This is a genomic window from Brevundimonas sp. 01N35, from assembly GCF_056399785.1.
The window spans coordinates 168,733-191,914 of the sequence record NZ_JBFTRZ010000001.1 but is presented as its reverse complement, the minus strand read 5'-3'; the positions used below and the strand labels follow the sequence as shown (position 1 = coordinate 191,914).

At 68.8% G+C, this 23,182-nt stretch carries 22 protein-coding genes; 10 read left to right on the top strand and 12 right to left on the bottom strand.

All coding sequences use genetic code 11. The annotated features are described in order from the left end of the window. Positions 1–109: 109 nt before the first annotated feature. Positions 110–247 carry a hypothetical protein gene (locus AC1DJ5_RS00945; protein WP_441453869.1) on the top strand — a complete coding sequence of 46 codons (138 nt, stop codon included), beginning with the start codon at positions 110–112 and terminating at the stop codon, positions 245–247. Between the two features lie 82 nt (positions 248–329). On the opposite strand, the gene AC1DJ5_RS00940 is transcribed toward AC1DJ5_RS00945, so the two are convergent. The 3 genes from AC1DJ5_RS00940 to AC1DJ5_RS00930 form a co-directional block, all read right to left on the bottom strand. Continuing rightward, positions 330–1,892: a tetratricopeptide repeat protein gene (locus tag AC1DJ5_RS00940; protein ID WP_477019374.1), complete on the bottom strand. Its 1,563-nt coding sequence runs from the start codon at positions 1,890–1,892 to the stop codon at positions 330–332. Between the two features lie 69 nt (positions 1,893–1,961). Beyond that, the gene (locus AC1DJ5_RS00935; RefSeq protein WP_477019373.1) at positions 1,962–2,342 is read right to left on the bottom strand and encodes a hypothetical protein; all 381 of its coding nucleotides are present in this window, start codon (positions 2,340–2,342) and stop codon (positions 1,962–1,964) included. Positions 2,343–2,713: 371 nt separating this feature from the next. Continuing rightward, a complete protein-coding gene (locus tag AC1DJ5_RS00930) occupies positions 2,714–3,046 on the bottom strand; it encodes a DUF1491 family protein (protein WP_441453863.1) in 333 nt (110 codons plus the stop codon). A gap of 92 nt (positions 3,047–3,138) precedes the next feature. On the opposite strand from AC1DJ5_RS00930, the gene AC1DJ5_RS00925 reads away from it, so the two are divergent. Continuing rightward, entirely contained in the window at positions 3,139–3,978 is an 840-nt protein-coding gene (locus AC1DJ5_RS00925; protein ID WP_477019477.1) for a hypothetical protein, read from the top strand. Between the two features lie 58 nt (positions 3,979–4,036). Beyond that, positions 4,037–4,288: a hypothetical protein gene (locus tag AC1DJ5_RS00920; RefSeq protein WP_477019372.1), complete on the top strand. Its 252-nt coding sequence runs from the start codon at positions 4,037–4,039 to the stop codon at positions 4,286–4,288. Between the two features lie 17 nt (positions 4,289–4,305). Here AC1DJ5_RS00920 and AC1DJ5_RS00915 read toward each other — a convergent pair whose 3' ends face one another. Further along, positions 4,306–4,890: a methyltransferase domain-containing protein gene (locus AC1DJ5_RS00915; RefSeq protein ID WP_441453859.1), complete on the bottom strand. Its 585-nt coding sequence runs from the start codon at positions 4,888–4,890 to the stop codon at positions 4,306–4,308. A gap of 199 nt (positions 4,891–5,089) precedes the next feature. Between AC1DJ5_RS00915 and AC1DJ5_RS00910 the strand changes: the two genes are divergently transcribed. The 3 genes from AC1DJ5_RS00910 to AC1DJ5_RS00900 all read left to right on the top strand — a co-directional run bounded on the left by AC1DJ5_RS00910 (position 5,090) and on the right by AC1DJ5_RS00900 (position 9,195). Next, positions 5,090–5,272: a DUF5808 domain-containing protein gene (locus AC1DJ5_RS00910; RefSeq protein WP_477019371.1), complete on the top strand. Its 183-nt coding sequence runs from the start codon at positions 5,090–5,092 to the stop codon at positions 5,270–5,272. A gap of 465 nt (positions 5,273–5,737) precedes the next feature. After that, the gene (betT, locus tag AC1DJ5_RS00905; RefSeq protein WP_441453855.1) at positions 5,738–7,969 is read left to right on the top strand and encodes a choline BCCT transporter BetT; all 2,232 of its coding nucleotides are present in this window, start codon (positions 5,738–5,740) and stop codon (positions 7,967–7,969) included. A 176-nt stretch (positions 7,970–8,145) separates the two neighbouring features. Continuing rightward, the gene (locus tag AC1DJ5_RS00900) at positions 8,146–9,195 is read left to right on the top strand and encodes a proline iminopeptidase-family hydrolase (RefSeq protein WP_477019370.1); all 1,050 of its coding nucleotides are present in this window, start codon (positions 8,146–8,148) and stop codon (positions 9,193–9,195) included. A gap of 168 nt (positions 9,196–9,363) precedes the next feature. On the opposite strand, the gene AC1DJ5_RS00895 is transcribed toward AC1DJ5_RS00900, so the two are convergent. Beyond that, on the bottom strand, positions 9,364–11,076 hold the full coding sequence (locus AC1DJ5_RS00895) for a sensor histidine kinase (protein WP_477019369.1): 1,713 nt from the start codon (positions 11,074–11,076) through the stop codon (positions 9,364–9,366). Positions 11,077–11,242: 166 nt separating this feature from the next. Here AC1DJ5_RS00895 and AC1DJ5_RS00890 point away from each other — a divergent pair, with 166 nt between their 5' ends. Continuing rightward, positions 11,243–11,689, top strand: coding sequence for a SufE family protein (locus AC1DJ5_RS00890; protein ID WP_477019368.1), 447 nt, complete (start codon positions 11,243–11,245; stop codon positions 11,687–11,689). A 10-nt stretch (positions 11,690–11,699) separates the two neighbouring features. Here the strand turns inward: AC1DJ5_RS00890 and AC1DJ5_RS00885 are convergent, their stop codons facing one another. From AC1DJ5_RS00885 to AC1DJ5_RS00875, 3 genes are all read right to left on the bottom strand, one after another. Then, complete coding sequence (locus AC1DJ5_RS00885; RefSeq protein ID WP_477019367.1) at positions 11,700–13,697, bottom strand: serine hydrolase domain-containing protein; 1,998 nt, start codon at positions 13,695–13,697, stop codon at positions 11,700–11,702. 105 nt (positions 13,698–13,802) lie between these two features. Beyond that, the gene (locus tag AC1DJ5_RS00880; RefSeq protein WP_477019366.1) at positions 13,803–14,525 is read right to left on the bottom strand and encodes a DUF6456 domain-containing protein; all 723 of its coding nucleotides are present in this window, start codon (positions 14,523–14,525) and stop codon (positions 13,803–13,805) included. Continuing rightward, positions 14,522–14,923: a chromosomal replication initiator DnaA gene (locus AC1DJ5_RS00875; RefSeq protein ID WP_477019365.1), complete on the bottom strand. Its 402-nt coding sequence runs from the start codon at positions 14,921–14,923 to the stop codon at positions 14,522–14,524. The genes AC1DJ5_RS00880 and AC1DJ5_RS00875 overlap by 4 nt, the downstream gene beginning before the upstream one ends. A 372-nt stretch (positions 14,924–15,295) precedes the next feature. On the opposite strand from AC1DJ5_RS00875, the gene ctrA reads away from it, so the two are divergent. Next, positions 15,296–15,997, top strand: a complete 702-nt coding sequence (gene ctrA, locus AC1DJ5_RS00870) for a response regulator transcription factor CtrA (RefSeq protein ID WP_422676790.1) — start codon at positions 15,296–15,298, stop codon at positions 15,995–15,997. Positions 15,998–16,235: 238 nt separating this feature from the next. On the opposite strand, the gene AC1DJ5_RS00865 is transcribed toward ctrA, so the two are convergent. The 4 genes from AC1DJ5_RS00865 to AC1DJ5_RS00850 all read right to left on the bottom strand — a co-directional run bounded on the left by AC1DJ5_RS00865 (position 16,236) and on the right by AC1DJ5_RS00850 (position 20,464). Further along, entirely contained in the window at positions 16,236–17,306 is a 1,071-nt protein-coding gene (locus AC1DJ5_RS00865) for an endo-1,4-beta-xylanase (protein WP_477019364.1), read from the bottom strand. A gap of 172 nt (positions 17,307–17,478) precedes the next feature. Then, positions 17,479–17,892, bottom strand: a complete 414-nt coding sequence (locus tag AC1DJ5_RS00860; protein ID WP_477019363.1) for a flagellar export protein FliJ — start codon at positions 17,890–17,892, stop codon at positions 17,479–17,481. Positions 17,893–17,911: 19 nt separating this feature from the next. After that, a complete protein-coding gene (gene fliI / locus AC1DJ5_RS00855; RefSeq protein WP_477019362.1) occupies positions 17,912–19,249 on the bottom strand; it encodes a flagellar protein export ATPase FliI in 1,338 nt (445 codons plus the stop codon). Positions 19,250–19,552: 303 nt separating this feature from the next. After that, positions 19,553–20,464 carry an EamA family transporter gene (locus tag AC1DJ5_RS00850; protein ID WP_477019361.1) on the bottom strand — a complete coding sequence of 304 codons (912 nt, stop codon included), beginning with the start codon at positions 20,462–20,464 and terminating at the stop codon, positions 19,553–19,555. Positions 20,465–20,658: 194 nt separating this feature from the next. Between AC1DJ5_RS00850 and cysK the strand changes: the two genes are divergently transcribed. Together cysK and AC1DJ5_RS00840 are read left to right on the top strand one after the other, a co-directional pair. After that, positions 20,659–21,639, top strand: coding sequence for a cysteine synthase A (gene cysK / locus AC1DJ5_RS00845; protein ID WP_441453831.1), 981 nt, complete (start codon positions 20,659–20,661; stop codon positions 21,637–21,639). A gap of 186 nt (positions 21,640–21,825) precedes the next feature. After that, positions 21,826–23,040: a DUF2336 domain-containing protein gene (locus AC1DJ5_RS00840; RefSeq protein WP_477019360.1), complete on the top strand. Its 1,215-nt coding sequence runs from the start codon at positions 21,826–21,828 to the stop codon at positions 23,038–23,040. The last annotated feature ends 142 nt before the right edge of the window (positions 23,041–23,182 follow it).

Genomic DNA, 23,182 nt, shown 5'->3' with positions numbered 1-23,182 from the left:
TTGTCACGATGCCGTGAAAGACCCTTCGCGAAGCGGGGCTTTTAGGGGCATCCTCGTTTCCGCGAGACGCCGGGTCATGAGTCCGTCGCCGCTAGGGAAAGGAAACGACATGGCTCCGGTTCATCCGGCCAAGGTCCCGCCCGTCCGCATGGAGCGGGACATTCACCCGGCCCTCTGCCTGGCGGCGGGTTTCGGCGTCATCGTTCTGGCGGCGACGGCGGTCCACCTCCTATTCGGTCTCTTCTAGCCTCACCGTTCGATCAGGTGGCCGTGCGGGTCGTCCGACCGCGTCCTCGCGGTCGCGTGGACGGGAAGAAAAACCGTCGGGGTCAGTTTCCGGTCGGCTGGTCCTCGCCCTCCGCCTCGCCCTTCTTCAGGGTCGCGGCCTCCTCGGCCTCGGCCTCGGCCTCGCTGACTCCTCTGGCGCGCAACAGCAGGGCGCGGGCGGCGGGGGACCGATCGTGCGGATCGTTGACCAGAGGCTCAAGCAGGGTGGCGGCCTCGGCGTTGCGGTCCTTGATCATCAGCACCTGGGCCAGGTTGAAGCGCGCCTCGGCCAGTTGCGGGGCGAGGGCGAAGGCCTGTTCCAGCACCGCCACGTCATTGTCGTTGGGATAGCCCTCGCCGCCGTTCCGGTTCTCGGCGATCAGAAGCAGGGTGACGTAGTCGGCGTCGTCGGCGCGATAGGCGCGGGCGAGGAAGCCGCGCGCTTCGGCGTGCAGGCGGTCGGCGTCTTCAGGGCTGTCGGCGTCGTCTGCGGCCTTCAATCGGGCGCGGGCCAGGTATTGCAGCGCCTCGATGTTGTTCGGCTCCAGCGCCAGCAGGCGTTGCAGCGGCGCTTCGGCGGCGGCGGGGTCGCCGAAATGCAGTTCGGCGTGGCCGAGGGCCAGCAGGGCCAGGGGATCGTCCGGATAGCGGGCGGCGGCGCGGCGCACCTCCTCGGCGGTGGCGGCCCGCTTGTCGTCGGCCACGCCGATCTTGAGCCGCTGGTTGAGCAGCAGCAGGTCGTCGGCCGAGCGGGGCAGCGCCGTCACCGTGATCGGCGCGGGCGGATAGGTCACGGTCATGCCCTGATAGGGAATTCGCCCGCTCATGTAGCGACGCAGGGTGCGGCGCAGTTCGAGGGGGGGCAGCCCGGTCGCCCGCTCCATCGCCTCGACCGGATCGCCGCCCGCGCCCACGTCGCGCAGATAGAGGTCCAGCGTCTTCTGCCGGTCGGCGTTGCCCAGGAACCAGTGGGTCAGCAGCCAGGCCAGCGGATAATAGGTCTCGCGGTTGCGGCTGGACTGCAGCGGCCGCTTGGACAGCAGTTCCGACATCGGCATCCACGACGCCGCCTGCAGCCAGTAGACGCGGTTCTCATTGTATTTGCCGACCAGGATGCGGGATTTTTCGACCTCGACCGTGGCGTAGTATTCGGCGAACCCCTCCACGAACCATCCCGGATAGGGATAGGAGAAGTTCTGCATCATGAAATGGTGCGCGTATTCGTGCTTCAGCGTGTCCACGTCCTGGTCGCGGATGGCGATGCCGAAGATGTCCTCGTCCGTGGCCATGTAGAAGCCGGCGACGCTCTCGGGCAGGTCGGGCCGGACCTTGGTCAGGCCGGTCCGCGAGCCGACCAGATAGATGGGCAGTTTGCGCGGCGGGGCCTCATCGACCTGGAGCCCCATGCGCGAGCGCATGAAGCGGTCGTAGGATTCCAGCTCCTGGACGAAGGCGCGCAGCTTGGCCTCGCCGCCGTCGCTGTAGACGATGAACCGTTCGCTTTCCGCCTTGAGCCAGCCGGCGTGGGCCGGGGCGATCCCCGCCGCGGTCGCGGTCAGGGCGGACAGGGCCGCGACGGCCGCGCCTCGGCGCAAGCTTTGCAGTAAGTGATTGAAACGGTTCACGTCGACGGTCCCTGTGGCGATGTCTCCCAGGGATAGCGAACGATGTTGTGTCAGGGAAGGGGGGCGGCGTCAGGCCGCCATGCGTCCCCAGACGGCCTTGTCGGCGGCGACGGGGCTCAGACGGCCGTGGGCGGCGCGGGCCTGGAGCTGGCGCATGATCATCTCGGGCAGGGCGCAGAAGCGCGGCTCGACCAGTTCGGGGGCGCATCCCGCGTCGGGGGCGGCGAACAGGGCGGCGTTCACCCCTTCGGTCTTGTGCGCGATCAGCCAGGCCAGACGCCGGGCGCGGGCCGGATCGTTCCGGTGCAGCATCGGGTCCTCGGCGAACAGGTCGCAGCCCATTTCCAGCACATAGTCGAAGTCCAGCTTCTCGAAGCGCCGCACGTCATGGCTCGGAGCCGGGCAGGCCTCGTCCAGGTCGAACACGACGTCGTTCAAGAGAAACAGCATGGGCCGTCCACCACTTCGCAGGCCGTTCTGGCCCGATGAAACCGGTTTACGGCCGACTCGCTTGCGGTCCCGTTCACGAACGCGGTGAACGCGCGGTTAGGCATTATTCCGGGGCCTACCGCGCTTCGCGCTACTTGAGGGCATTCCTTTTGAGCCTACCGCGCTTCGCGCTACTTGAGGCCCGTTAGATATGGAGGGACGCCTCTCTTTCCTCCCCATTTTGTGGGGAGGGGCCCCCGAAGTGGTGGAGGGGGCGACGCGACGGCGGCCGTCTGAAGCGCGAACTCGGGCAGGGCGCCGCCGCCCCCTCCGTCACGGCGCCTTCAGCGCCGCGTCACCTCCCCATGGAATGGGGGGAAGACGTGCGTTCGCTACCCCTCCTGCACCTTCTCCGTCAGGAAGTGTCTCCCCTGGCGGTCCTCGATCTCGACCACCCACAGGTCGGGGTCGTAGCGGCGCTGGCGCTCGATGAAGGCGTCCAGCTCGCTTTCGCTGTCGCTGACGACGGGCTGGATCCACAGGGGTTCGCCGTCCTGGCCGACGGCCTCGGTATAGAGACGCGCCGTGCGGTCAGCGGTGTTGTAGGCCTTGACGATCACGGCCCCGCCGCGCGCGTCGCCCTTCTTGACCACGGTGGCGTAGGCGCCTTCCAGTTCGGCGCGGCGGATCAGGGCGCCGGCCCAGACATCGGTGGAAAGAAGCAAATCGCTAACCCTGATTGGACACGGGACCGGAACCTTGCGGCCCTAAGGTCGAGCGCATGAGGATAGGCTTTTCCCCCCGATCCGCCAGCAGAATGCTGGGCGTGACGGTCCTGCTGGCGACGCTGGCCATGCCGGTCGGCGCGGCGCGCGCGGCCGTAACCGACGCCTTTTACGACCGCGTCTTCATGCTGGCGGCGCATCAGAAATGCGACCTGTTCGAGCCGCAGCTGATCGCGGCCCTGGACGCGGCGGCCCTGCAGGCGCGCGGCGCGGCCCTGCGCGCGGGAACCCAGGCGGCGGATCTGACGGCGGCGGCGGGGCGGGCCCAGTCCAAGGCGGCGCGAACCCGGTGCGACGACCATGATCTGAACCAGGTGCGGGCGCGGGTGCAGGCGGGCTTCGCCGGCTGGTCGCGCGCGGCCCGGATGAGCTTCCCCGGCGACCGATCCGCCTGGCGCGGCGACCGCTATGAAAGCCAGGCGGTCGGCTGGCGTCTGGTGCAGGACAGCGCGACGGGCGGCTCGCCCGTGCGCTTCGGTCTGGCGGGAACGGGGCCGACGGCGACGACGCCGATCGCGGTGGTCTCCTTTGTCGGCAGGCCCCGGCCCTATGCCGCGCGGCTGGTCATGCGCGACCGGGAACAGGCGCCGCGCGTCTGGCTGACCGGCGGCGGTCTGCCGCCTGAATCGGTGCGTAGCGTCTTCTTCGCCGCCGCCGCCCAGGCCGCCGAACCGACCCTGCTGGGCGAGGGCGTGCGTCAGGGCGAGACCTGGACCTTCTCGGTTGAGGCCGCCGACGCCATCGCCCAGCTGGACCCGCGCGAGAGCTTCGTCATCGAGTTTCTGTTCCGCGACGACAGCGTGGCCGAGGCCCGTTTCGAGGCGGGCGACTTCGCCGCCGGCCGCGCCTTCCTGGCCATGGGCGCCCTCTAGGATCGCGCCCTGATCAAAGACGGTTGACCCCGCCGGCGAACAGGCCCCTTGGGGACGGATGGCAAGCGAAACCGTCTACATCATCCAGGCCTATGTTCAGGGCAAGGGCTCCGGCCTTCGCGCCGAGCCGCAGGTCGGATGCAAGGACGCCGAAGAGGCTCGCCGCAAGGCCGAGCGCCTGGCGCCCCTGCGCCTCGGCGTCGTCGCCTTCTCCGTCTCGGCCGACACCGAGATGGGCGACTACGACGAGCATCCGACCATCCTCTTCAAGGCCGGGCGTCTGCCGCCGCCGTTCAGCGACGAGGGCTGAGGCCGACTGGCCGGGGATCAGGCCGCCCGCTTCAGACTGTCATAGACATGGGTCACGGCGTCGAACCGCACGCGCGTCGGCTGGCCGCCCAGGGGCGAGGCCGCAAAGTCTGACGCGGTCAGCCCGGCGGCCACGGGGTCGTCGATCTTGTCCGTGTTCCAGCCCAGAAGCAGCCGGCCGCCGGGTTTCAGGACCGCCGCCAGGGCGGCCAGGGCGCGTTGCTGCTGTTCGGGACTGTCGACGCCGTAGCCCAGCACCCCGTTGCAGACGACGGCGTCGAAGCTCAGGTCGGCGAACAGGCGGTCGGCCTCGCAGACGTCGCCGGTGCGGTGCCGGCCCGTCCGCCCCCAGCGTTCGACCGTCGGGTCGATGTCGCTGGTCCAGACCTCGCCGCCGCCCGCCTCCAGCGCGGGATAGTCGTCCAGGGTGTATTCGCGACAGCCTACCCACAGGATGCGCCCGCCCTCGACCGCCAGCGCCGGCACATAGGCCTCGGCCATCAGGCGCCGGTCCGGCAGGGCGCGGATGCGCGCGGCGCGCGGCGAACGCCGCCGACGCAGGCCCGCCTCGCCGAAGATCAGTCTGGTGAAAAAGCTACCCACGCCCAAAACGGCTCTCCCCGGCAGAGACGATGTCATCCTGTCATCGACGGAGACGTCGGGCGGCTAACTCAGGATGACGCAGCAATGTCCGCTTTCGAGCCCGTTGCGGACATTCAGATCGGCAACCGAGCCGCATTTGCGGCTCTTTTCCAAGTTGAAAAACGGCGTTAGGGTTCCTGTCATCAAGGAACCTGATGCCATGCAAGATAAGTATAATTGGGGACTTTATAACGACCCCAATGATCCCCGCCTTGTTGTTCCGAAGATGAATCCCGCCCTGGGGTGGACCGTTAATGTCGCCCATCCATCAGCGCGACTTGCCCTGATCCTGATGGCCGTCGTCCTCGCGGCCGGCATGGCAGGGTCAATCCTTCTCGGCTGACTTTCGTCAGGTCCGGTTTCGGCGGGCAGGGGCCAACGTCCGCTTTGCGGCCCGGCCGCCGCTTCGCCTAGCACGCCGTTTCCGCCGGACGAGAACCATGGGCCCGCTATCCACCCCCCAACTGACGTTTCCGACGCCTGCGGCTCCAGGCGTCCAGCCCAATGTCTGCAGTAGGGCGGCTAGGCGGAGTCTGCTCACTGGCCCGTCACCGAGCTGGCATTTGGACGAAATGGTCGGTCGGATCGGCGGGCGCCGTTGTAGAAGCTCTGCTGGCCGGCCGGAACCATCGAGCGTTGCGCTGGTTTCGGCCAGTCGGGCGTATTCTCTGACCTGCCGGCCCTGGCCCGGCTTTCGAGCGCCCAGGCCGCAAGGAGTACCTTGCGATTGGAAAAGGCTTGCCGTCTGATCCGCCGGCCCGTTGCGGATCGGACGGACTGACGCGTCGCGAGGCAGGAGGGACCAGTCGTGTCAGACGATGCAGCCGACGATGATCCCGGCTCGGCGCCTGGACCAAGCGATCAGGCGCCGGGCGCGACGGCGGCGAAGCCGCCTCCGCCGCTGGAGCGCAGCCGGTTCGGCGGCACAGGACGGCGCCATGAGGCCCACATCGACGACGACGCGCCGGTCTCGCGCAGCGATCTCAGCAAGGGGCCGGCCGAGTTGGTCGAGGACCGCCAGGCCCATGTGAACTGGCGCGTCGTGACGATCTCCTCCTTGGTGATCCTCGTCTTTTCGATCTGGGCGATCATCATGCCCGATCACGCGCGCCTGACGATGAAGACGGTCGTGGATTGGATCGCCACGAACCTGGGCTGGTACTATGTGCTGACGACCACCATCGTGATCGGCTTCGTTCTCTGGGTCGCCTTTTCCAAAGAGGGCGGGGTGCGGCTGGGTCCGGACCATTCGCGGCCGCAATACAAACTCGTGACCTGGGTGGCGATGCTGTTCGCCGCCGGCGTCGGCATTGACATGCTGTTCTATTCGGTCACCGGCCCGGTGGTGCAGTATTTGCACCCGCCTTCCGGCGAGGGCGGGACCGCCTTTGCAAGGCAGGACGCGGTCATCTGGACGATGTTCCACTACGGCATCGCCGGCTGGTCCATGTATGCGCTGCTCGGCATGGCGATGGGGTATTTCGCCTATCGGTGGGGGATGCCGCTGTCGATCCGCGCCGCCCTCTATCCGCTGTTCGGCAAGCGGGTGCGCGGCCCGCTGGGCGACGGCGTCAGCATCATCGCCCTGGTCGGCACCGTGTTCGGGGTGGCCACCTCCATGGGCATCGGCGTGGTGCTGCTGAGCGTCGGCTTCTCGCTGATCTTCGGCCTGCAGCACGGGCTGGCCCTGCAGATCGCCCTGGTCGCGGTCGCGGTGGCCCTGACCATCGCGGCTACGACGTCAGGCGTGGATCGAGGCATCCGCTGGATCTCCGAGCTGAACCTGTGGAGCGCCGCAGCGATGATGCTCTACATCCTCTTCACCGGACAGACGGCCTTCCTGCTGAACGCCCTCGTCGAGAATATCGGCCGGTTCTTCTTCACCCTTCCCGAGCGCACGCTACAGACCTTAGCCTATGAGCCGGACGGGGCCGAATGGATGGGCCGATGGACCTTGTTCTTCTGGGCTTTCTGGCTGGCGTGGGGGCCCTTCGTCGGGGTCTTCCTCGCCCGGATTTCTCGTGGGCGGACGCTGCGCGAGTTCGTGATCGCAGCGATCACGGCGCCCGTGCTGTGCGACTTCTTCATCGTCTCCCTGTTCGGCAATTCGGCCCTCTACGAGGTGCTGCACGGCAATGCGGCGTTCGCCAGACTGGCGGCCGAAAGCCCTGAGGAAGGCTGGTATGCTCTCCTGGCCATGTTCCCTTGGCCGATGTTCCTGATTGGCCTGGCGACCCTCTCGGGGCTGCTGTTCTATCTGACCAGCGCGAACTCCGGCGCCATGGTGTCGTCGAATTTTTCCGCCTCGATCCCTGATCCGTCGCACGACGGGCCGAAATGGCTGCGCATCTTCTGGGCCCTGCTCACCGCCCTGCTCGCCGTGGCGATGCTGCTGGCGGGCGGCGTGACGACGATGGAGTATGCAACGCTCATCTTCGCCCTGCCGGTGACGATCATCGCCTATCTGGTGATGGCCTCCTTCTACAAGGTGTTGCAGATGGAGCGCGCCGATCGGGAGGGGCAGGTGCTGCGGCGACGGACCATCGCCCCCTCGGGCGGCCACCTGCCCGAGCGCTCGTGGAAGCAGCGGCTCGAGCGGATGCGCGCCTTCCCGTCGCTGCGCCAGGTTGCTCAATTCCTGGATCGTACGGTGCGACCGGCCCTGGACGATGTCGCGGCGGAGTTCCGCAACCAGGGCTATGAAGTCGAACTGGCCTCCCTGGCGGGCGCCAGTGGCGTCGAGGAACCCGTGCTGCGGGTGTCGTTGGATCAGTTCCGCGCCTTCCAGTATCAGGTCGCCGTCGTTGAAGCCCCAGTCCCGATGTTCGGCGGCCGGATGACCCGAGAGACCGACGTTTATTACCGCCTCGAAGTGTTCACCCAAACGGGGTCGGGCGGCTATGACCTCATGGGGCTCACCAGGCAGCAAGTGATTGACGACGTGCTGGAGCGATACGAGGCCCACCTGGCCTTCCTCACCCTGTCGGCGGAAACCGACACCGCCTCTGTGCTCACGCCGCCTATGCCGCCCGCTGGATAGGACGGGGTCTGGGCGTCGAGGGGCCGTATTCGAGCTCAGGGGCAAGGACCGCTTTCGACCCTAATCCGACGTTCGGCGGGTGCAGTTGAACTGCTGACCCTTGGAGCTCAACTCGTGACAAGTTTGACCACGCGGACTGACTGAGCCAACTTCGCTAATGCGTAGGGGGCTCACGGATGGACGACTTAGCGACGCGGCACTTCCGCACGCGATCAGTCGCAGGGATGCTGGGGACAAACGAGATCACGCACGCGAGCCGTCGCACGCTCTTGGGGCTGGCGGGCGCGCTGGCTGTTGCGCCGCCAGCCTTCGCGCGATCCGCGCCCTATCTCGCCCCGGAACGGGAGCTGATGGTGCCAGTTCGTGGCGGTCAGATCTACGTGAGGACGAACGGACCTTTGAACGGTCCTCATCCGCCGCTAGTGGTGGCTCACGGCGGGCCGGGCAGCACTCACGGTTCCTACCTTGAACTGCTGCCTCTCATCAACGAGCGAGGACTGATCCTTTACGATCAGCTCGACAGCGGCCGGTCGGACCGGCCGAACGATCCGGCGAACTGGACCGTCGATCGGTTTGTCGATGAACTTGAACCCATCCGGGAGGCGCTGGGCGTGCCCCGCTGGCACATGATGGGTCATAGCTGGGGCGGCACCGTCGCGCTGGAGTATGGCGCGCGCCGGCCCCATGCGTTGGCGGGGTTGTGCCTCGCCAGCCCACTGATCTCGACGCGAAGCTGGCTAGGCGACACCAACGCGCTGCGCCGGACTCTGCCGGCTGAGATCCAGACCGAGCTCACAGCCTGCGAGACGCCGGTGCCGCCGCCGGTTGATCGCTGTAGCGCGGCTGAGATGGAGTTCAACGGGCGCTTTGGCAGGCGTCAACCAAGGCCCGAAGCGTTGGTCGCCTATCTTGGCCGTCCGGGGAACCTCGTCTTCAATACCGACGTCTACCAAGCGATGTGGGGCGCAACCGAGTTCACCGCCACGGGCACCCTAAAGACCTATGACGGCGAAGCGCTTCTGGCGAGGCTGGACGGACCGCGCACCCTGTTCCTCGTGGGCCAGTACGACGAGGCCCGGCCAATCACCGCCGCCCTGTTCGCCGAGCGCGTGCCCGACGCAGAGTTCGCTGTCGTTCCCGGGGCAGCCCACAATCTGCATATCGACCGACCCGAAGAGACCGTCGCAGTCTTGCGAGCCTGGCTCCGTCGCCAAGACCGGCCGTAACCAAGCCTGAGCCATAAACGCACCCGTCTTATCGCGTGCCCGGCGGTTACCGATCATAACTAATCTGAGCAGGGCGGTTGGCCGCCTTCGCGATCGTCCGCTACCCACCCGTAGCGGATGTCCGCCGAGTCCGGAGCCTGGTCTGGCCACGGCTGGCGGCCGCCCCGATCAGGCGCTGCGGTTCAGGGGGATGACTTGGGCCTCGCTCTCGACGGGCTCGCGGGCGGCGACGACAATGGGCAGGCGGACGGTGACGGCGGCGCCTTCGCCGAGGGTGCTGTCGATGCCCATGGCGCCGTGGTGCAGTTCGGCCAGGGACCGGACCAGCGACAGGCCGAGGCCGGTGCCTTGCGCCCTCTGCTCGGCGCCGCCGGCCTGCTCGAAGGGGCGGCCCAGGCGGGCCAGGTCCTCGGGCGCGACGCCGACGCCGGTGTCGGCCACGGTCAGCTCCAGGTCGGCGCCCGGATGCGTCCCAAGCGCCTCGGCGCTGACGGTCACTGACCCGCCGGCGGGGGTGAATTTCACGGCGTTGGACAGCAGGTTCAGCGTGATCTGCTTCAGGGCGCGGCGGTCGGCGGCGACGGTCAGGGCCTCTGGCGGCAGGACGGCGGCCAGATCGACGCCCTTGTCGTCGGCCTGCACCCGCACCAGGGCGACGGCGGCGGAGACCACCTCGCGCACGTCGAACCGTTCGATGCTCAGCTCGTACCGCGCCGCCTCGATGCGGCTGACGTCGAGCACGTCGTTGATCAGGTCCAGCAGGTGGCCGCCCGCTTCGTGGATCGACTGGGCGTAGTCGGCGTAGCGGTCGGGGATGGGGCCGAACAGGCGCTGGCGCATGATGTCGGAGAAGCCCAGCACGGCGTTCAGCGGGGTGCGCAGTTCGTGGCTCATATTGGCCAGGAAGCGGGACTTGCCGGCGTTCTGGGCCTCGGCCTCGGCGCGGGCGGCGTCCAGCCCGGCTTCGCGGGCGTGCGCCAAGGTGGCGTCCAGCGCCAGGGCGATCAGGCGCGGCGGCTCATCGCCGCTTGTCGCGGGGCTGAGCCGACGCAGCACCATCAGGATGCGGCGGTCCAGCGCCAGTCGCGGAGCGAAGCGCACCTGCGCCTCGCCGCCCGCGCGGGCCTTGGCCAGGGCGGCCAGCACGGCGGCGCGGTCGGGCGCATGGACGGCGGAGACCAAGCCGTCTTCGAACAGGGGATCGACCGGCAGGGCGGCCGGGGCCGCGCCATAGGCGGCCAGCGCCCCGCCAGCGGCGTCCAGCACCAGGGTCAGTCCCGGCTGGCCGGCCAGCACCGTCTCGACCTGGGCCACGGCGGCGACCGACGCGGCCAGGCGACGGGTCTGGCGGGCCGCGCTGAGGCGGAAGGCCAGGGCGGCGGCGGCGGTCGTCAGCAGGGCCGAGACGGCGGCCATGACGGGCGCGGCCTCGCGCGGGCCGGTCACTGCGGCCGCTGTCAGGCCCGACAGGACCGCCAGCCCTGTCGCCAGGGCGCCGAACGGGGCCAGTCGCGACGGTCCGAGGGCGATGGCGGCGGCCAGGGGCATGAAGACGAAGCCGCCTAGCGATCCCGTCAGTCCGCCCGACAGGCCCGCCGCCGCGATCGCCGCCAGCGACCAGGCCGCCAGCAGGGCCGCGCGCACCGCTTGCCCGTCGCGGCCCAGCAGCACCAGTCCCAGAAGGCCGGGCGTGGCGATGGTCAGGGCGGCGGGGGCGTCCAGCCCCTGAACGGGGGCGTCCGCGCCCAGCCAGGCGGCTCCCAGCGCGGTCAGGCCGACCGCCGTCGCCCAGCCGGCGTGCCAGGCGGCCAGCGCCGGTCCGCCCTGCGCGTCGTCGGCGAGGGGGGCGGTCGGGCGGGACGGGGCGGCGGGTGGCGTCAATCCGGGGCTTTGCGCGACTGATTCAGGGCCCGCAGTCTAGACTCGGACGGCGCCGCGCCCTAGGCCGCTCGCCTCGCGGGCGATTGTCCCGAACTGGCGCAGGGCGCGAAGCCGGGGATGAGGGCGGCGGTTGTCGTCAACGCCGGTCGAGCCTATGTCGCCCCTCATGAGCACGACCGACGCTATTCCCGCCCAGACCCTCGACGAGACCCTGGCCGAACTGGTCGAGGAATTCGACCTGCTGGGCGACTGGGAAGGGCGGATCGAATACGTCATCGACCTGGGCAAGGGCCTGGCCCCCCTGCCAGAACATGCGCGCGTCGAGGCCAACAAGGTGCCGGGCTGCGCCGCCCAGGTCTGGCTGTCGACGCGCCGCGCCGACGGGCGGCTGTTCTTCGACGCCGACAGCGACAGCGCCCTGTCCAAGGGCAATATCGCCCTGCTGCTGAAGCTCTATTCCGGCCGCACGCCGGCCGAGATCCTCGCCTTCGACGCCCGCGCCGCGCTGGACCGCCTGGGCCTGCCTTCGGCCCTGACCCGCCAGCGCGCCAACGGCCTGAACAGCATGGTGGGCCGCATCCGCGAGGCGGCGGCGGCCCAAACGGGGGTCTAGGTTCTGGCCGTCACTGCGTCGCCCCGACGGTTTCGCTGAAGACATATTCGTGCTGGCTGTCGCGCGTGATGAGGGCGCGCTGGCCGTCCTTGTCGGCCACCACGAATTCCAGGCCTTCGTTGGTCGGGTCGATGGTGATGAAGGAGACCGTGCCGTCGTCGTTGGCGCGGCTGGCCACGCGGGTGCTCAGGGTGACGAGTTGGAAGATCACGTCCGCCCCTTCACGACGCACCGTCAGCCTGCCCAGATCGGGGTTGAAGTAGGTCTCGGCCAAGGCCGCCGTAGGGGCGGCGGCGGGCGGCGTGGACAGTCGGCTGCGGAACTCGGCCATGGCGGTGCGGGTGCGCAGGGCGGCCCCGGCGACATCGGCGGCGGCTTCCGGCTTGCCGTCGTACAGCACCTCGACCAGGCGGCGCATGAAGGGCCGCAGCAGCATCTGGCCGTTGTCGGCGTTGGCCAGGATCACCGCCCCGACGCCCGCTTCGGGCAGCAGCATGATGTCGCTCTTGTAGCCGGCCAGGCTGCCGCCGTGATGCACGACGGGCACGCCCCAGGTCTGGGTGGTCTGAAGCCCCATGCCGTAGAAGGCGTCCTCGCCGGTCGGGACGCTGGGCGCCCGTCGCGCCAGCAGGTTTTCGGCCGAGACGATCCGCCCGCCATTGGCCAGGGCGCCCTGCCGCAGTTCGTTCTCGACATAGAGGATCATGTCGTGGGCCGACGACCAGGCGCCGCCCGCCGGGCGATCGGACCAGGCGGCGTAGTTGAGGTCCATCGTCGCGATCTGGGGTTTGTCTGACAGGCCGTCGCCGTGGGGGCGGGCGTGGTTCGTGCGCTCGGCGCGGGCGCTGTCGAAGGTCGTGTCCTTCATGCCCAGCGGATTGAAGATCTTGTCCTGCATGGCCGCGTCGAAGGCCGCGCCCAGTTCGAGGTCGGGGTGGACCAGATGGCCGCCGATATAGCCGGCGGCCGAGGCCATCAGGTTGTTGTACTGGAACACTTCGCCAAAGCCGCTGGTCGGCTCGGTGGCGGCCAGTTGCGTGAAGGTGGTGGAGGCCGACGTGCCGGGCGGCGTGTTGAACAGCCATTCCATATCCTTGCGGGGCAGGCCGGTGCAGGCGCAGACCAGATGCCGGACCAGAACGCTGCGCGTCGTCGCTTCGCTGCCCAGTTTGAAGGCCGGATAGATCTCGGTGACCGGCTGATCCCAGCGCAGTTTGCCCTCGTCGACCAGTTGCGCCAGCAGCAGGGTGACCATGCTCTTGGTGTTGGAGGCGACCATGAACAGGGTGTGGGCGTCGACCGGCTCTGGCTTGCCGACCTCACGGACGCCGACGCCGCCCTCATAGACAATCTTGCCCTGGTCATAGAGGGCGAAGGCGGCGCCGGGGATGCCGAGTTCGGCCATAGAGGTCTCGACGAAGGCCCGCATCTGCTCGATCCGCGCGGCGTCCAGCGGATGGGCCTGACGACCGGCGAAGGTTTCGCGGGAATAGCCGGCAGGGCGAAGGCTCTGGATGGCGAGGTTGGCGGCGGCGCCGCGCTTTTCGGCGGTGGCCTCGCTGAGCTCCATGAGCATGACTGTCCAGGCCGAACCGGCGCGCAGGGCCAGCGCCTGGATCGCCAGGCGCTCGTTCGGCGAGGTTTCGTAGTCGACCAGCGACCGCTCATCCCAGCCGTTACGCGCCGGGCGCGGGGTCGTCAGGCGCACCGGCCGGTTGAAGCCGGGTTGCAGGCCCTGCCAGGCCTTGGCGACGGCGTCGGCGGCGTCAGAGGCCTGGGGAATGTCGATGATGGCCAGGCGACCATCCGCTTCGGGCGGGGTGAGGATGATCTGGCCCGGCGCGCTGGTCACGCTCCAGGCCTGGGGTGCGGTGAAGCTGGCGCCGGAACTGGTTTTCTGGGGCGTGTCGGCGATCAGAGCTGCCGGCGTCGGGGCCGCCGGCGTCTGCGCCATGGCCAAGGCAGGAACGCAGACGCCGAGCATCAGCGCCAGAACCAATCCACGCATGTCAAACCCCTCCAGGCGATAATGTGACCTTAGCGGTAACAGGGTTCTTTACCTTTTGATAACCAAGTTTTCCGAACGCACGTTTTTGTTGCGGGCGCGTCCGGCTCACCCGATTCCATAGTGCTCCGCCAAAGCTTGCAGTCCCTGTTTCAGGGCCGTCTTGCCCTGACGGCGGCGCAAGAACAGCGATTCCTCAGCCAGTTGCAGCGAGGCGCCGTGGATGCAGACGCGCTCGACCATGGCGCGCAGGCGCGGGCCGCAGGCGGTCAGGGCCGCCTCGACCCGGGCGGCGGCGGACAGGGCGCGGTCGGTGGGCTCGCCGCGGGCTGAACTGCCGCCGCCGGTTCGGGGCAGGGCGTCCCAGCGCATGGTCAGGAACGGGCCGCTGAGGGCGATTTCGGCCTCGGCGCGCAGCCGTTCGCCGGCTGCGACCTCGGCAGGGGTCAGCCAGGGGCGGCCGGAGGCGTCCTTGCGCCGGGCCAGCCAGGCGACGGGGCTTTCGCCCAGATTGGCGCGGCGGGTCGTAACGCGGCCGTCAGGCTCCATGACGGCGCGCTCGCCCTCGATCACGCCGGGCCGGCCCGGCGACGGCGATGGCGACAGCGAAGTGTTGGTCGCGGGCCGGGGGCGGGGCAGCCAGCCGCCCCCGTCGCGCTGACGCAGGCCCGGCCGCTCGACCAGGGCGCGGAACGCCGTCTCGTCCAGGGTCAGCACCACCCGGCCGCGCCGGTCGCCGCCGAGCCGCAGGGGATAGGCGGCGCCCGACTGGTCCAGCCAGGCGCCGGGTCGGTCCAGCAGAGAGCGAGCGCGTTCCAGAACCCGGCTCATCGGCTGGCTCCATTGGTCGGCGCCAGATCGACGGCGGGCAACTCCATCACCGCGCGCAGGCAGGCCTCCAGCCCGTCCATCACCCGGTCGTACTTGTCCCGGTCGCGCTCGTCCTCGGCCCAGCGGCAGGCGGTCGAGGCGGTGGCCCGGTTCAGGCCGAAGGCGTGGGCCACCCGCTCCAGCGGCCAGCCGAACGAGACATGGGCCAGATACATGGCCGACCAGCGGGTGCGGCAGGCGCGCGGGCGCACCCGCTCGCGCCGCAGCATCTCGGCCACCGGCACGCCGAAGGCCAGGGCCGACAGATGCAGGGCCGCGTCGGCGCGGATGCGGTCGCCCTCGGTCACCGGCACGCGGTAGGGCTCGGCTCGATAAGGCTCCGCTGGAAAAGGAATCATGTCGTCAGTGGCTCCCGAACGCTCGTTTGTCTTTCCCCATCGTGCCCTGGGCCGAGGGGTGAGTTAGGAATGTTGTCCTAACGAACGTCAGAAGCGGTCGTCTCGCCTTGTCGGGCGCGGGATCGGCTGTGGAGCATTGGATGCGCGGCAGGGGATGGCTCGCGCGTCAAGGGGGCATGTCGCGCCGCATGGTTAATAAATTAACGAATCCTTGACTCGGGACTCTCGACGGCGATTCGCAAATCAGCCTAAGCGTTTCATATCGGGACCCGTTAACCCTTCTTAAGGTTTTGACCCGTTAACGTTGGAACAAGGTTACCCGGCTGTCGCTCCCTTGGCGGCCGAGCCAAAGCTTTGCCTGGAGGGGCATGAATGCGCGTCCTGCTGATTGAAGACGATCACGCCACGGCCCAGAGCATCGAACTGATGCTCAAGTCGGAAGGCTTTAACGTCTATACGACCGACCTGGGTGAAGAAGGCATCGATCTGGGCAAGATCTATGACTACGACCTCATTTTGCTGGACCTGAACCTGCCCGACATGAGCGGCCTCGAGGTTCTGCGTCAGCTGCGCGTCGGCAAGATCAATACGCCGGTCATGATCCTGTCGGGCACGCATGAGATCGAGACCAAGGTCAAGACCTTCGGCGGCGGCGCCGACGACTATCTGACCAAGCCCTTCCACAAGGACGAGCTGATCGCGCGCACCCACGCCGTGGTCCGTCGTTCCAAGGGTCACGCCCAGGCCATCATCCACACCGGCGAGATCGCCGTGAACTTGGACGCCAAGACGGTCGAGGTCGACGGTCACCGCGTGCACCTGACCGGCAAGGAATATCAGATGCTGGAGCTGCTTTCGCTCCGCAAGGGCACGACCCTGACCAAGGAAATGTTCCTGAACCACCTCTATGGCGGCATGGACGAGCCCGAGCTGAAGATCATCGACGTCTTCATCTGCAAGCTGCGCAAGAAGCTGGCGACGGCGGCGAACGGCAAACACTACATCGAAACCGTCTGGGGCCGGGGCTATGTCCTGCGCGACCCGTCGGAAGGCGCCGTCAGCGTCGCCGCCTGATTTACGACCTGGGGCCTCCACTCAGGATTAGAGCTTGAAACGCCCGCCGGGAAACCGGCGGGCGTTTTGCTGTGTGTCCTTCTCCCCTTGAGGGAGAAGGTGGGCGCCGGAGGCGCTCGGATGAGGGGTTTCTGGCGGCTGGATGAAGGGGGCGTCGGCAGGCGTCGCGCGACCCCTCATCCGTCAGCCCCCGGATCAAGTCCGAGGGCTGCCACCTTCTCCCGCAAGGGGAGAAGGATCAGGTTGCTAAAGCCCCCGCCACTGCGTGGAACATGGGGTTGGCCCTGCCCGCGGCGTCGAACAGCAGCGGGCTGTCCTTGCCGTCGTCCTCGGACCCGCGACGCAGCCAGCTGTCGCTGTCGCGCACGCCCCAGACGGTGAAGGCGAACTGCTGGGCGCGGGGCAGGGCCATGAAGGCCTCGGCCAGTTCGGCGACGCGGGCGGTCTGTTGCCTGATCCTGTCGCGACGCGGCTTCAGGTCGAACAGGCGGTCGCCGGTGCGCAGCGAGGCGTCCAGTTCCGCGACGTGGATCGGCAGGCCGAACCGGGCCAGTTCGCGGATGAAGGCGACGGCCTGGCCGGCGGGAATGTCGATGTCGAGGTGGCTCTGCGTGCCCAGACCGCTGACCGGGGCGCCGGCCTTCAGCAGCCGCTCGACTAGACGCAAATAGGTGGCGCCCTTCACCGGATTGTTCTCGAGGTCGTAGTCGTTGAGGAAGAGGACGGCGTCGGGCGCGGCCAGCTTCGCCTGTTCGAAGGCGCGGAGGATGTAGGCGTCGGTTCCGCCCAGACCCTGGCTCCAGACGCAGTCGCGCAAGCGCTCGCCGTCCTGGGTCACCGGCTCGTTGACCACGTCCCAGCCGACCACCTGACTGCGCCAGCGGCCGGCGACGGCGGCGATATAGCGGTCGTATTCGGCGGCGAAACGGGCGCGGTCGCCGGTCAGGGCCCTGAACCAGGGGTGGTCCTGCGCATACCAGATCAGGGCGTGGCCGAAGAGGCGCAGGTCCCGGTCGCGGGCGAAGGCGGCGATGCGGTCCGGCGCGTCGAAGCGCAGCGATCCGTCGGACTGGAGGATGTACTCCATCTTCATCTCCCACTCGGGCGTGAGCTGGGAGAAGTGCTCGGAGACCAGCCGCACCCAGACCGGGTCCGACAGATGGCCGGTCATGCAGGCCGCGCCGACCGGGAAGGGGGCGAGGGATTTCAGCGCGGGGACGGGGCCGTCGGCGACCGGCGGCGCCGCTTGGCCGGGAGGACCGCAGGCGGCCAGGGCGATGGGGGCGGCGAGGAAGGCGCGGCGCGACACGTTAAAGCCCTTCCCCTCGAGGGGGGAGGGTTGGGAGGGGGTGAAGGTAGTCGGTCGGCCGAGTGGGGCTAGGGCGACGTCACCCGCGTTCAACCCGGAAGCGTCGGCGGCTCCACCCCCATCCCCGACCCTTCCCCCCTCGAGGGGGAAGGGGGAGGCAGAGGTGCGGGGCCTACCCCTCCGCACGTCGGCGCAGGCCCATTTCGTCGAAGGCGGCGGTTTCGCGCTTGGCGGCGGCGATCAGCTTGTTCAGGCGGGTGGTTTCGGCGACGTGCTCGAACTTCTTCAGTTCCTCGAAGGCGCTGGTCAGGGCGTCGCGGGCGCCTTCCTCTTCGGCGGCGACGGCGGCGACCACGCCCTCGGCGTCGGCGCGTTTCAGCTTCCAGCCGTTGAGATAGGCCTGCAGCATCAGGCTGGAGGTCGGGTCCAGGCGGGCGTTCTGGCGCTCGATCTCGACCTCGGCGTCGAGGACGGCGACGCGCATTTCGGCCTCGGCCTTGCGGGCGGCGACCTCGGCCAGACGCTTCTGCAGCGTCTCGACTTCGTAGTTGGAGATGCGGATCAAGGATTGAGCCCAGGCGGTCATAAGGTGTTCCAGATCACGGTCAGACCATTCCTTGGTTCAGAATGGTTTCCAGACGGTCAAAGCTTTCGCTCAACGAGGTGTGGTCGTCCTTGTCCTGGCCGAGGAAGTCCTCGAGCGCGGGGTTCAGGGCGATGGCGCGGTCGACGATGGGGTCGGCCCCGGTGCGATAGGCGCCGATCTTGATCAGCTCTTCCATGTTGGCATAGGCCGACAGGCACTGACGGGCGCGGCGGTTCAGTTCGCGCTCGGGCGGGGTCTGACAGCCGGGCAGGGTGCGGCTGACTGACTTGAGCACGTCGATGGCGGGGAAGCGGCCGCGCTCGGCGATCTTGCGGTCCATGACGATGTGGCCGTCGAGGATGCCGCGCACGGCGTCGGCGATGGGCTCGTCATGGTCGCCGCCGTCCACCAGGACGGTGAATAGGGCGGTGATCGGTCCCGCCGTGGTGCCGTCGGCGCGGATCGGGCCGGGTCCGGCGCGCTCCAGCAGCTTGGGCAGTTCGGTGAAGACAGTCGGGGTATAGCCCTTGGTCGTCGGCGGTTCGCCCGCGGCCAGACCGATTTCGCGCTGGGCCATGGCGAAGCGGGTGACCGAGTCCATCAGGCACAGGACTTCCAGACCCTGATCGCGGAAGTACTCGGAGACGGCGAGCGTCATGTAGGCCGACTGGCGCCGCTTCAGCGCCGGCTCGTCCGAGGTGGCGACGACGACGATGGCGCGCTTCAGGCCTTCCTCGCCCAGGGTCTCCTCGATGAACTCGCGGACCTCGCGGCCCCGCTCGCCGATCAGCCCGACCACGACCACGTCGCAGGTGGCCTGCTTGGCCAGCATGGACAGCAGCACCGACTTGCCCACGCCCGAACCGGCGAAGATGCCGAGGCGCTGACCCCGGCAGGTGGTGGTGAAGACGTCCATCGAGCGCACGCCCAGATCCAGCCGCTCGCCCACCCGTCCCCGCGAATGGGCCGGGGGCGGCGCGGCGCGCAAGGGGTAGGGCACCGGCCCTTGCGGCAGCGGGCCGAGCCCGTCGATGGGCTGGCCGAAGGCGTCGATGACGCGGCCCAGCCAGGCCGTGGTCGGGCGCACGCTGGCGGCCTGGTCGATGATCTTGATGTCGGCGCCGGGGGCCACGCCCTCGACCGGGCCGAACGGCATCAGCAGGGCCTTGGCGTCGCGAAAGCCGACGACCTCGGCCGGCAGGGGGGGCTGGCCGCGCCGCTGAATCTCGGCCCGGGCGCCGACGGCGAGGCGCGACAGGCCGCCGCGCGATTCGATCAGCAGGCCGCTGACGCCCGCCACCTTGCCGGTGACGACCAGCGGGTCGATCGCTTCGACGGCGGCGACGAGATTACGCAAAGAAAGGGCCCCTCGGGCTGGGTCGGGGGCCTGACCGCAGCCGCTAGAATCTACCCGTTAACGCATGGGCCATCGTGGTTAACGAGCGGTGAAGCTGGGGCGCGGGATCGGCGTCTTTCCTCCCCATGAAATGGGGAGGGGGACCGCCCTCGGGTCTTGCCTCCGGCAAGCCCAAGGACAGGCTTTGCGGTGGAGGGGCTGGGGCAGCGCTCTGCCTTGAAGAGGCCCCTCCGTCACGGACGCTGCGCGTCCGCGCCACCTCCCCATGGAATGGGGAGGAAAAGCGCGCCCTCTCGCCAGGATTCAGGCCGGGGCGCCGGGTTCGCCCAGGGGCTGAGCCTCGCCCCGGGGCGCCGTCAGAACGGCGCCGATCGAGGCGGCGATGATGGCGGCGATGGCCAGCCATTGCAGGGGGCTGAGCTGTTCGTGCAGCAGCACCAGACCGGCCAGGGCTCCGACCGCCGGTTCGCCGCTGAGCAGGACGCCGAAGGTGCGCTTGGGGATGTGGCGCAGGGCGATCATCTCCAGCGAATAGGGCAGGGCGCTGGACACCAGGGCGACGCCGAGGCCCAGCAGCAGCACCGAGGGCGCCAGCAGCGCGACCCCCGCCGTCGCCACGCCGAAGGGGATGATGACCAGGGCGGCCGTGCTCATGCCCAGGGCCACCGACTGGCCCGCGTGCATGTGCGACAGGCGTTTGCCGAAGACGATGTAGAGGGCCCAGCACAGGCCGGCGGCGGCGGCGAAACCGACCCCGACCGGGTCCAATCCCTCGACCCCGCTCCAGATCGGCAGCAGCATGGCCAGGCCGCCGACGGCCAGGCCCACCAGGAGGAAATGCACCGGTCGCCGCGAATGGATCAGCGCCAGGCTCAGCGGCCCGGCGAACTCGATGGCGATGGCCAGGCCCAGCGGGATGGTGCGCAGCGACATGTAGAAGCTGAGGTTCATCAACCCCAGGACCAGGCCGTACAGCACCACCCGCCCGGCGTCGGCGCGGGTCAGGCGGAACCGCCACGGCCGCCAGAGCGCCAGCAGCACCAGGGCCGACAGGCCGACGCGCAGGGTCGAGGTCCCCTCGGCGCCGACGATGGGAAACAGCCCCTTGGCGAAGGAGGTGCCGACCGCCAGCGACACCATGCCGCCCAGCAGGGCGAGATAGGGCAGGGCGGCCGTCAGGCGGCTGGCGGGCAGGGCGGGCGGCGGGGAGGGCATGGGGGCTGTCTATCCCGAGCGGCGTTGCGATTCACGGCGTTTCCTCGGCTTGACGCGGAAATCCGTCGGCGCGGATCAGACTTCCCGGCCCGGCGTTTAGAAACGTCCGCGTTTAGAATTTGATTGCCGGCGCCTCTTGCGAGGAGGCTCTCAAGCTTATCTGTTAGGACGCCATCGCCAACGGAGACCGCCTCATGTCCGACGCCCCCTACGACGCCAGTCGCCACAAGAAAGCCGGGCGCGGCCGGGTCTATGACAGCATCATCGACACCATCGGCGACACGCCCCTGGTGCGGTTGCCTAACCTGACGGCGGAGTACCAGCCGAAGGCCACGGTGCTGGCCAAGCTGGAGTTCTTCAACCCCATCGGCTCGGTCAAGGATCGCATCGGCGTGGCCATGGTCGAGGCGCTGGAGCAGGCGGGCACGATCAAGCCGGGCGCCGTCCTGATCGAGCCGACATCCGGCAACACCGGCATCGCCCTGGCCTTTGTGGCCGCCTCCAAGGGCTACAAGCTGATCCTGGTCATGCCCGAAAGCATGTCGATCGAGCGCCGCAAGATGCTGGCCCTGATGGGCGCCGAACTGGTGCTGACGCCAGCGGAAAAGGGCATGAAGGGCGCCATCGCCATGGCCCAGGACCTGCTGGACCGCACGCCCGGCGCGGTCAGCCCCTCGCAGTTCGAGAACCCCGCCAACCCGGCCATCCATGAGGTTTCCACCGCCGAGGAGATCTGGAACGACACGGCGGGCGCCGTGGACATGGTCATTTCCGGCGTCGGCACCGGCGGCACCATCACCGGCGTCGGCCATGCGCTGAAGGCGAAGAAGCCGTCGGTGCAGATGATCGCCGTGGAACCGACGGCTTCGGCCGTGCTGTCCGGCGGTCAGCCCGGTCCGCACAAGATTCAGGGCATCGGCGCGGGCTTCATCCCGAGCATCGTTGACCGCGCCGTGATCGACGGCGTCGAACAGGTCTCGAACGAGGACGCCTTCGATATGGCCCGCCACGTCGCCCGCGCCGAGGGCATCCCCGTCGGCATCAGCTCGGGCGCGGCCCTGGTCGCCGGTTTCCGCCAGGCGGCGCTGGACGAGAACGCGGGCAAGACCATCGTCGTCATCATCCCCAGCTTCGCCGAACGCTACCTGTCCACGGCCCTGTTCGAGGGGCTGTAGGCTTCCGGCTTCTCTTCCCACTTCGTGGGGAGGTGGATCGGCGGCGAAGCCGACGAGACGGAGGGGCCGTTTCGTCAGGCGCAAGCCCCTCCACCGCTATGCGGTCCCCCTCCCCATTGCATGGGGAGGAAAGGCGCGGGCGCCCCTCACCCGCGGTTAACCGCCTCGCGCTAGGGTCGTACGGCCATGTCTCACCCGGCCGCCATTCCCGCCGACGCCGCCCAGATCGGGCCGTCGAAAGCCCGCCAGGTCCTGCTGCGGCGGCTGGCCGACGTCGTCTGCCTGCCCGCCAGCCGCATCAACGCCTTCGAGCGGGCGGTGACGGGCGATCTGCTGGTCGAGATGCTGCGCCTGGCCCCGGTCGAGGAACGCCGCCGGGTGGCTGCGCGGCTGGCCCCGCTGGCGGAACTGCCCAACAGCGTGGCGCGGCTGCTGCTGCGCGACGAGCCGTCGGTGGCGGCGCCCCTGATCGAACTGTGCGCCGCCCTGTCGGACGTCGACCTGATCGGCTGCGCCCGCGACGCCGACATCGAGCACCGCCTGCTGATCGCCGCCCGTCGCGGCCTGACGGAAGTCGTCACCGAGACCCTGCTGAGCTTCGGCGAGGACGCCGTCATCGACGCGGTGCTGAAGAACACCTCCGCGCGCCTGTCGCAGTCCGCGATCGAGGGCGTGGTGGCGCTGAGCCGCCAGAGCAAGGGCCTGTGCGCGCCCTTGCTGCGCCGCCCCGAACTGCGCCCGTCCGGGGCCTATGTCATGTTCTGGTGGTGCGAGGCCGAGGAGCGGCGCGCCGTGCTGCAACGCTTCGCCGTGTCGCGCGAGGTGCTGCAGGAAAGCGTCGAGGACGTCTTCGCCATGGCCGCCGCCGAGGGCTGGGCCGACCCGGTGGCGCGCAAGGCGCTGCAGTTCATCGAGCGCCGCCAGCGCAACCGCGCGGCCATCGACAAGAGCCCCTACAGCGGGCTGGAGGCTGCGGTCGCCGCCGCCGCCGAGGGGATGAGCCGCGAACTGGTCGGCGAGATCGGTTATCTGTCGGGGATCAAGCCGCTGACCGCCGCCAAGATCATGGGCGACGCGGGCGGCGAGGCGCTGGCGATCCTGTGCAAGGCGACCGGCCTGTCGCGGCGGGATCTGCTGGCCCTATGGCGGGCTATGCGACGGCCCGAGCTGACGGTCGACGGCGAGGTCCATTCCGACTGGGAACGGGTGCAGATCACCTATGAAATGCTGGCCGTCGACCGGGCTCAGACCGTGCTGCGTTACTGGAACTGGTCGCTGTCCTCGGCGCTGACGCCGGCGCTGCTTCGCGCCATCCGCGAAGGCGAGGAAGATCTGGTCGACGAATACTCCGCGCCGGAGCGGGCGGCCATGCTGGCGCTGGCGGAGAACTTTGGTCGGTGAAAGCGGGCGACTGAATTCAGCTCAGATAAGTAGAACAGTTCGCCTGACAGGCGATGTTCTATGCTTGCATTGCTTTCATCATCAAACATCCGTATGAAACCAACCACCGACGGGTCGGGTTAGATCAGTCGAACATGTTTGG

Bases quoted from the DNA above. Each gene is read 5' to 3' on its own strand.
- AC1DJ5_RS00945 (WP_441453869.1), top strand. From the start codon at position 110: ATGGCTCCGGTTCATCCGGCCAAGGTCCCGCCCGTCCGCATGGAGCGG.
- AC1DJ5_RS00935 (WP_477019373.1), bottom strand. From the start codon at position 2,342: ATGCTGTTTCTCTTGAACGACGTCGTGTTCGACCTGGACGAGGCCTGC.
- AC1DJ5_RS00925 (WP_477019477.1), top strand. From the start codon at position 3,139: ATGCTGGGCGTGACGGTCCTGCTGGCGACGCTGGCCATGCCGGTCGGC.
- AC1DJ5_RS00920 (WP_477019372.1), top strand. From the start codon at position 4,037: ATGGCAAGCGAAACCGTCTACATCATCCAGGCCTATGTTCAGGGCAAG.
- AC1DJ5_RS00910 (WP_477019371.1), top strand. From the start codon at position 5,090: ATGCAAGATAAGTATAATTGGGGACTTTATAACGACCCCAATGATCCC.
- AC1DJ5_RS00900 (WP_477019370.1), top strand. From the start codon at position 8,146: ATGGACGACTTAGCGACGCGGCACTTCCGCACGCGATCAGTCGCAGGG.
- AC1DJ5_RS00890 (WP_477019368.1), top strand. From the start codon at position 11,243: ATGAGCACGACCGACGCTATTCCCGCCCAGACCCTCGACGAGACCCTG.
- AC1DJ5_RS00885 (WP_477019367.1), bottom strand. From the start codon at position 13,697: ATGCGTGGATTGGTTCTGGCGCTGATGCTCGGCGTCTGCGTTCCTGCC.
- AC1DJ5_RS00880 (WP_477019366.1), bottom strand. From the start codon at position 14,525: ATGAGCCGGGTTCTGGAACGCGCTCGCTCTCTGCTGGACCGACCCGGC.
- AC1DJ5_RS00875 (WP_477019365.1), bottom strand. From the start codon at position 14,923: ATGATTCCTTTTCCAGCGGAGCCTTATCGAGCCGAGCCCTACCGCGTG.
- ctrA (WP_422676790.1), top strand. From the start codon at position 15,296: ATGCGCGTCCTGCTGATTGAAGACGATCACGCCACGGCCCAGAGCATC.
- AC1DJ5_RS00860 (WP_477019363.1), bottom strand. From the start codon at position 17,892: ATGACCGCCTGGGCTCAATCCTTGATCCGCATCTCCAACTACGAAGTC.
- AC1DJ5_RS00850 (WP_477019361.1), bottom strand. From the start codon at position 20,464: ATGCCCTCCCCGCCGCCCGCCCTGCCCGCCAGCCGCCTGACGGCCGCC.
- cysK (WP_441453831.1), top strand. From the start codon at position 20,659: ATGTCCGACGCCCCCTACGACGCCAGTCGCCACAAGAAAGCCGGGCGC.
- AC1DJ5_RS00840 (WP_477019360.1), top strand. From the start codon at position 21,826: ATGTCTCACCCGGCCGCCATTCCCGCCGACGCCGCCCAGATCGGGCCG.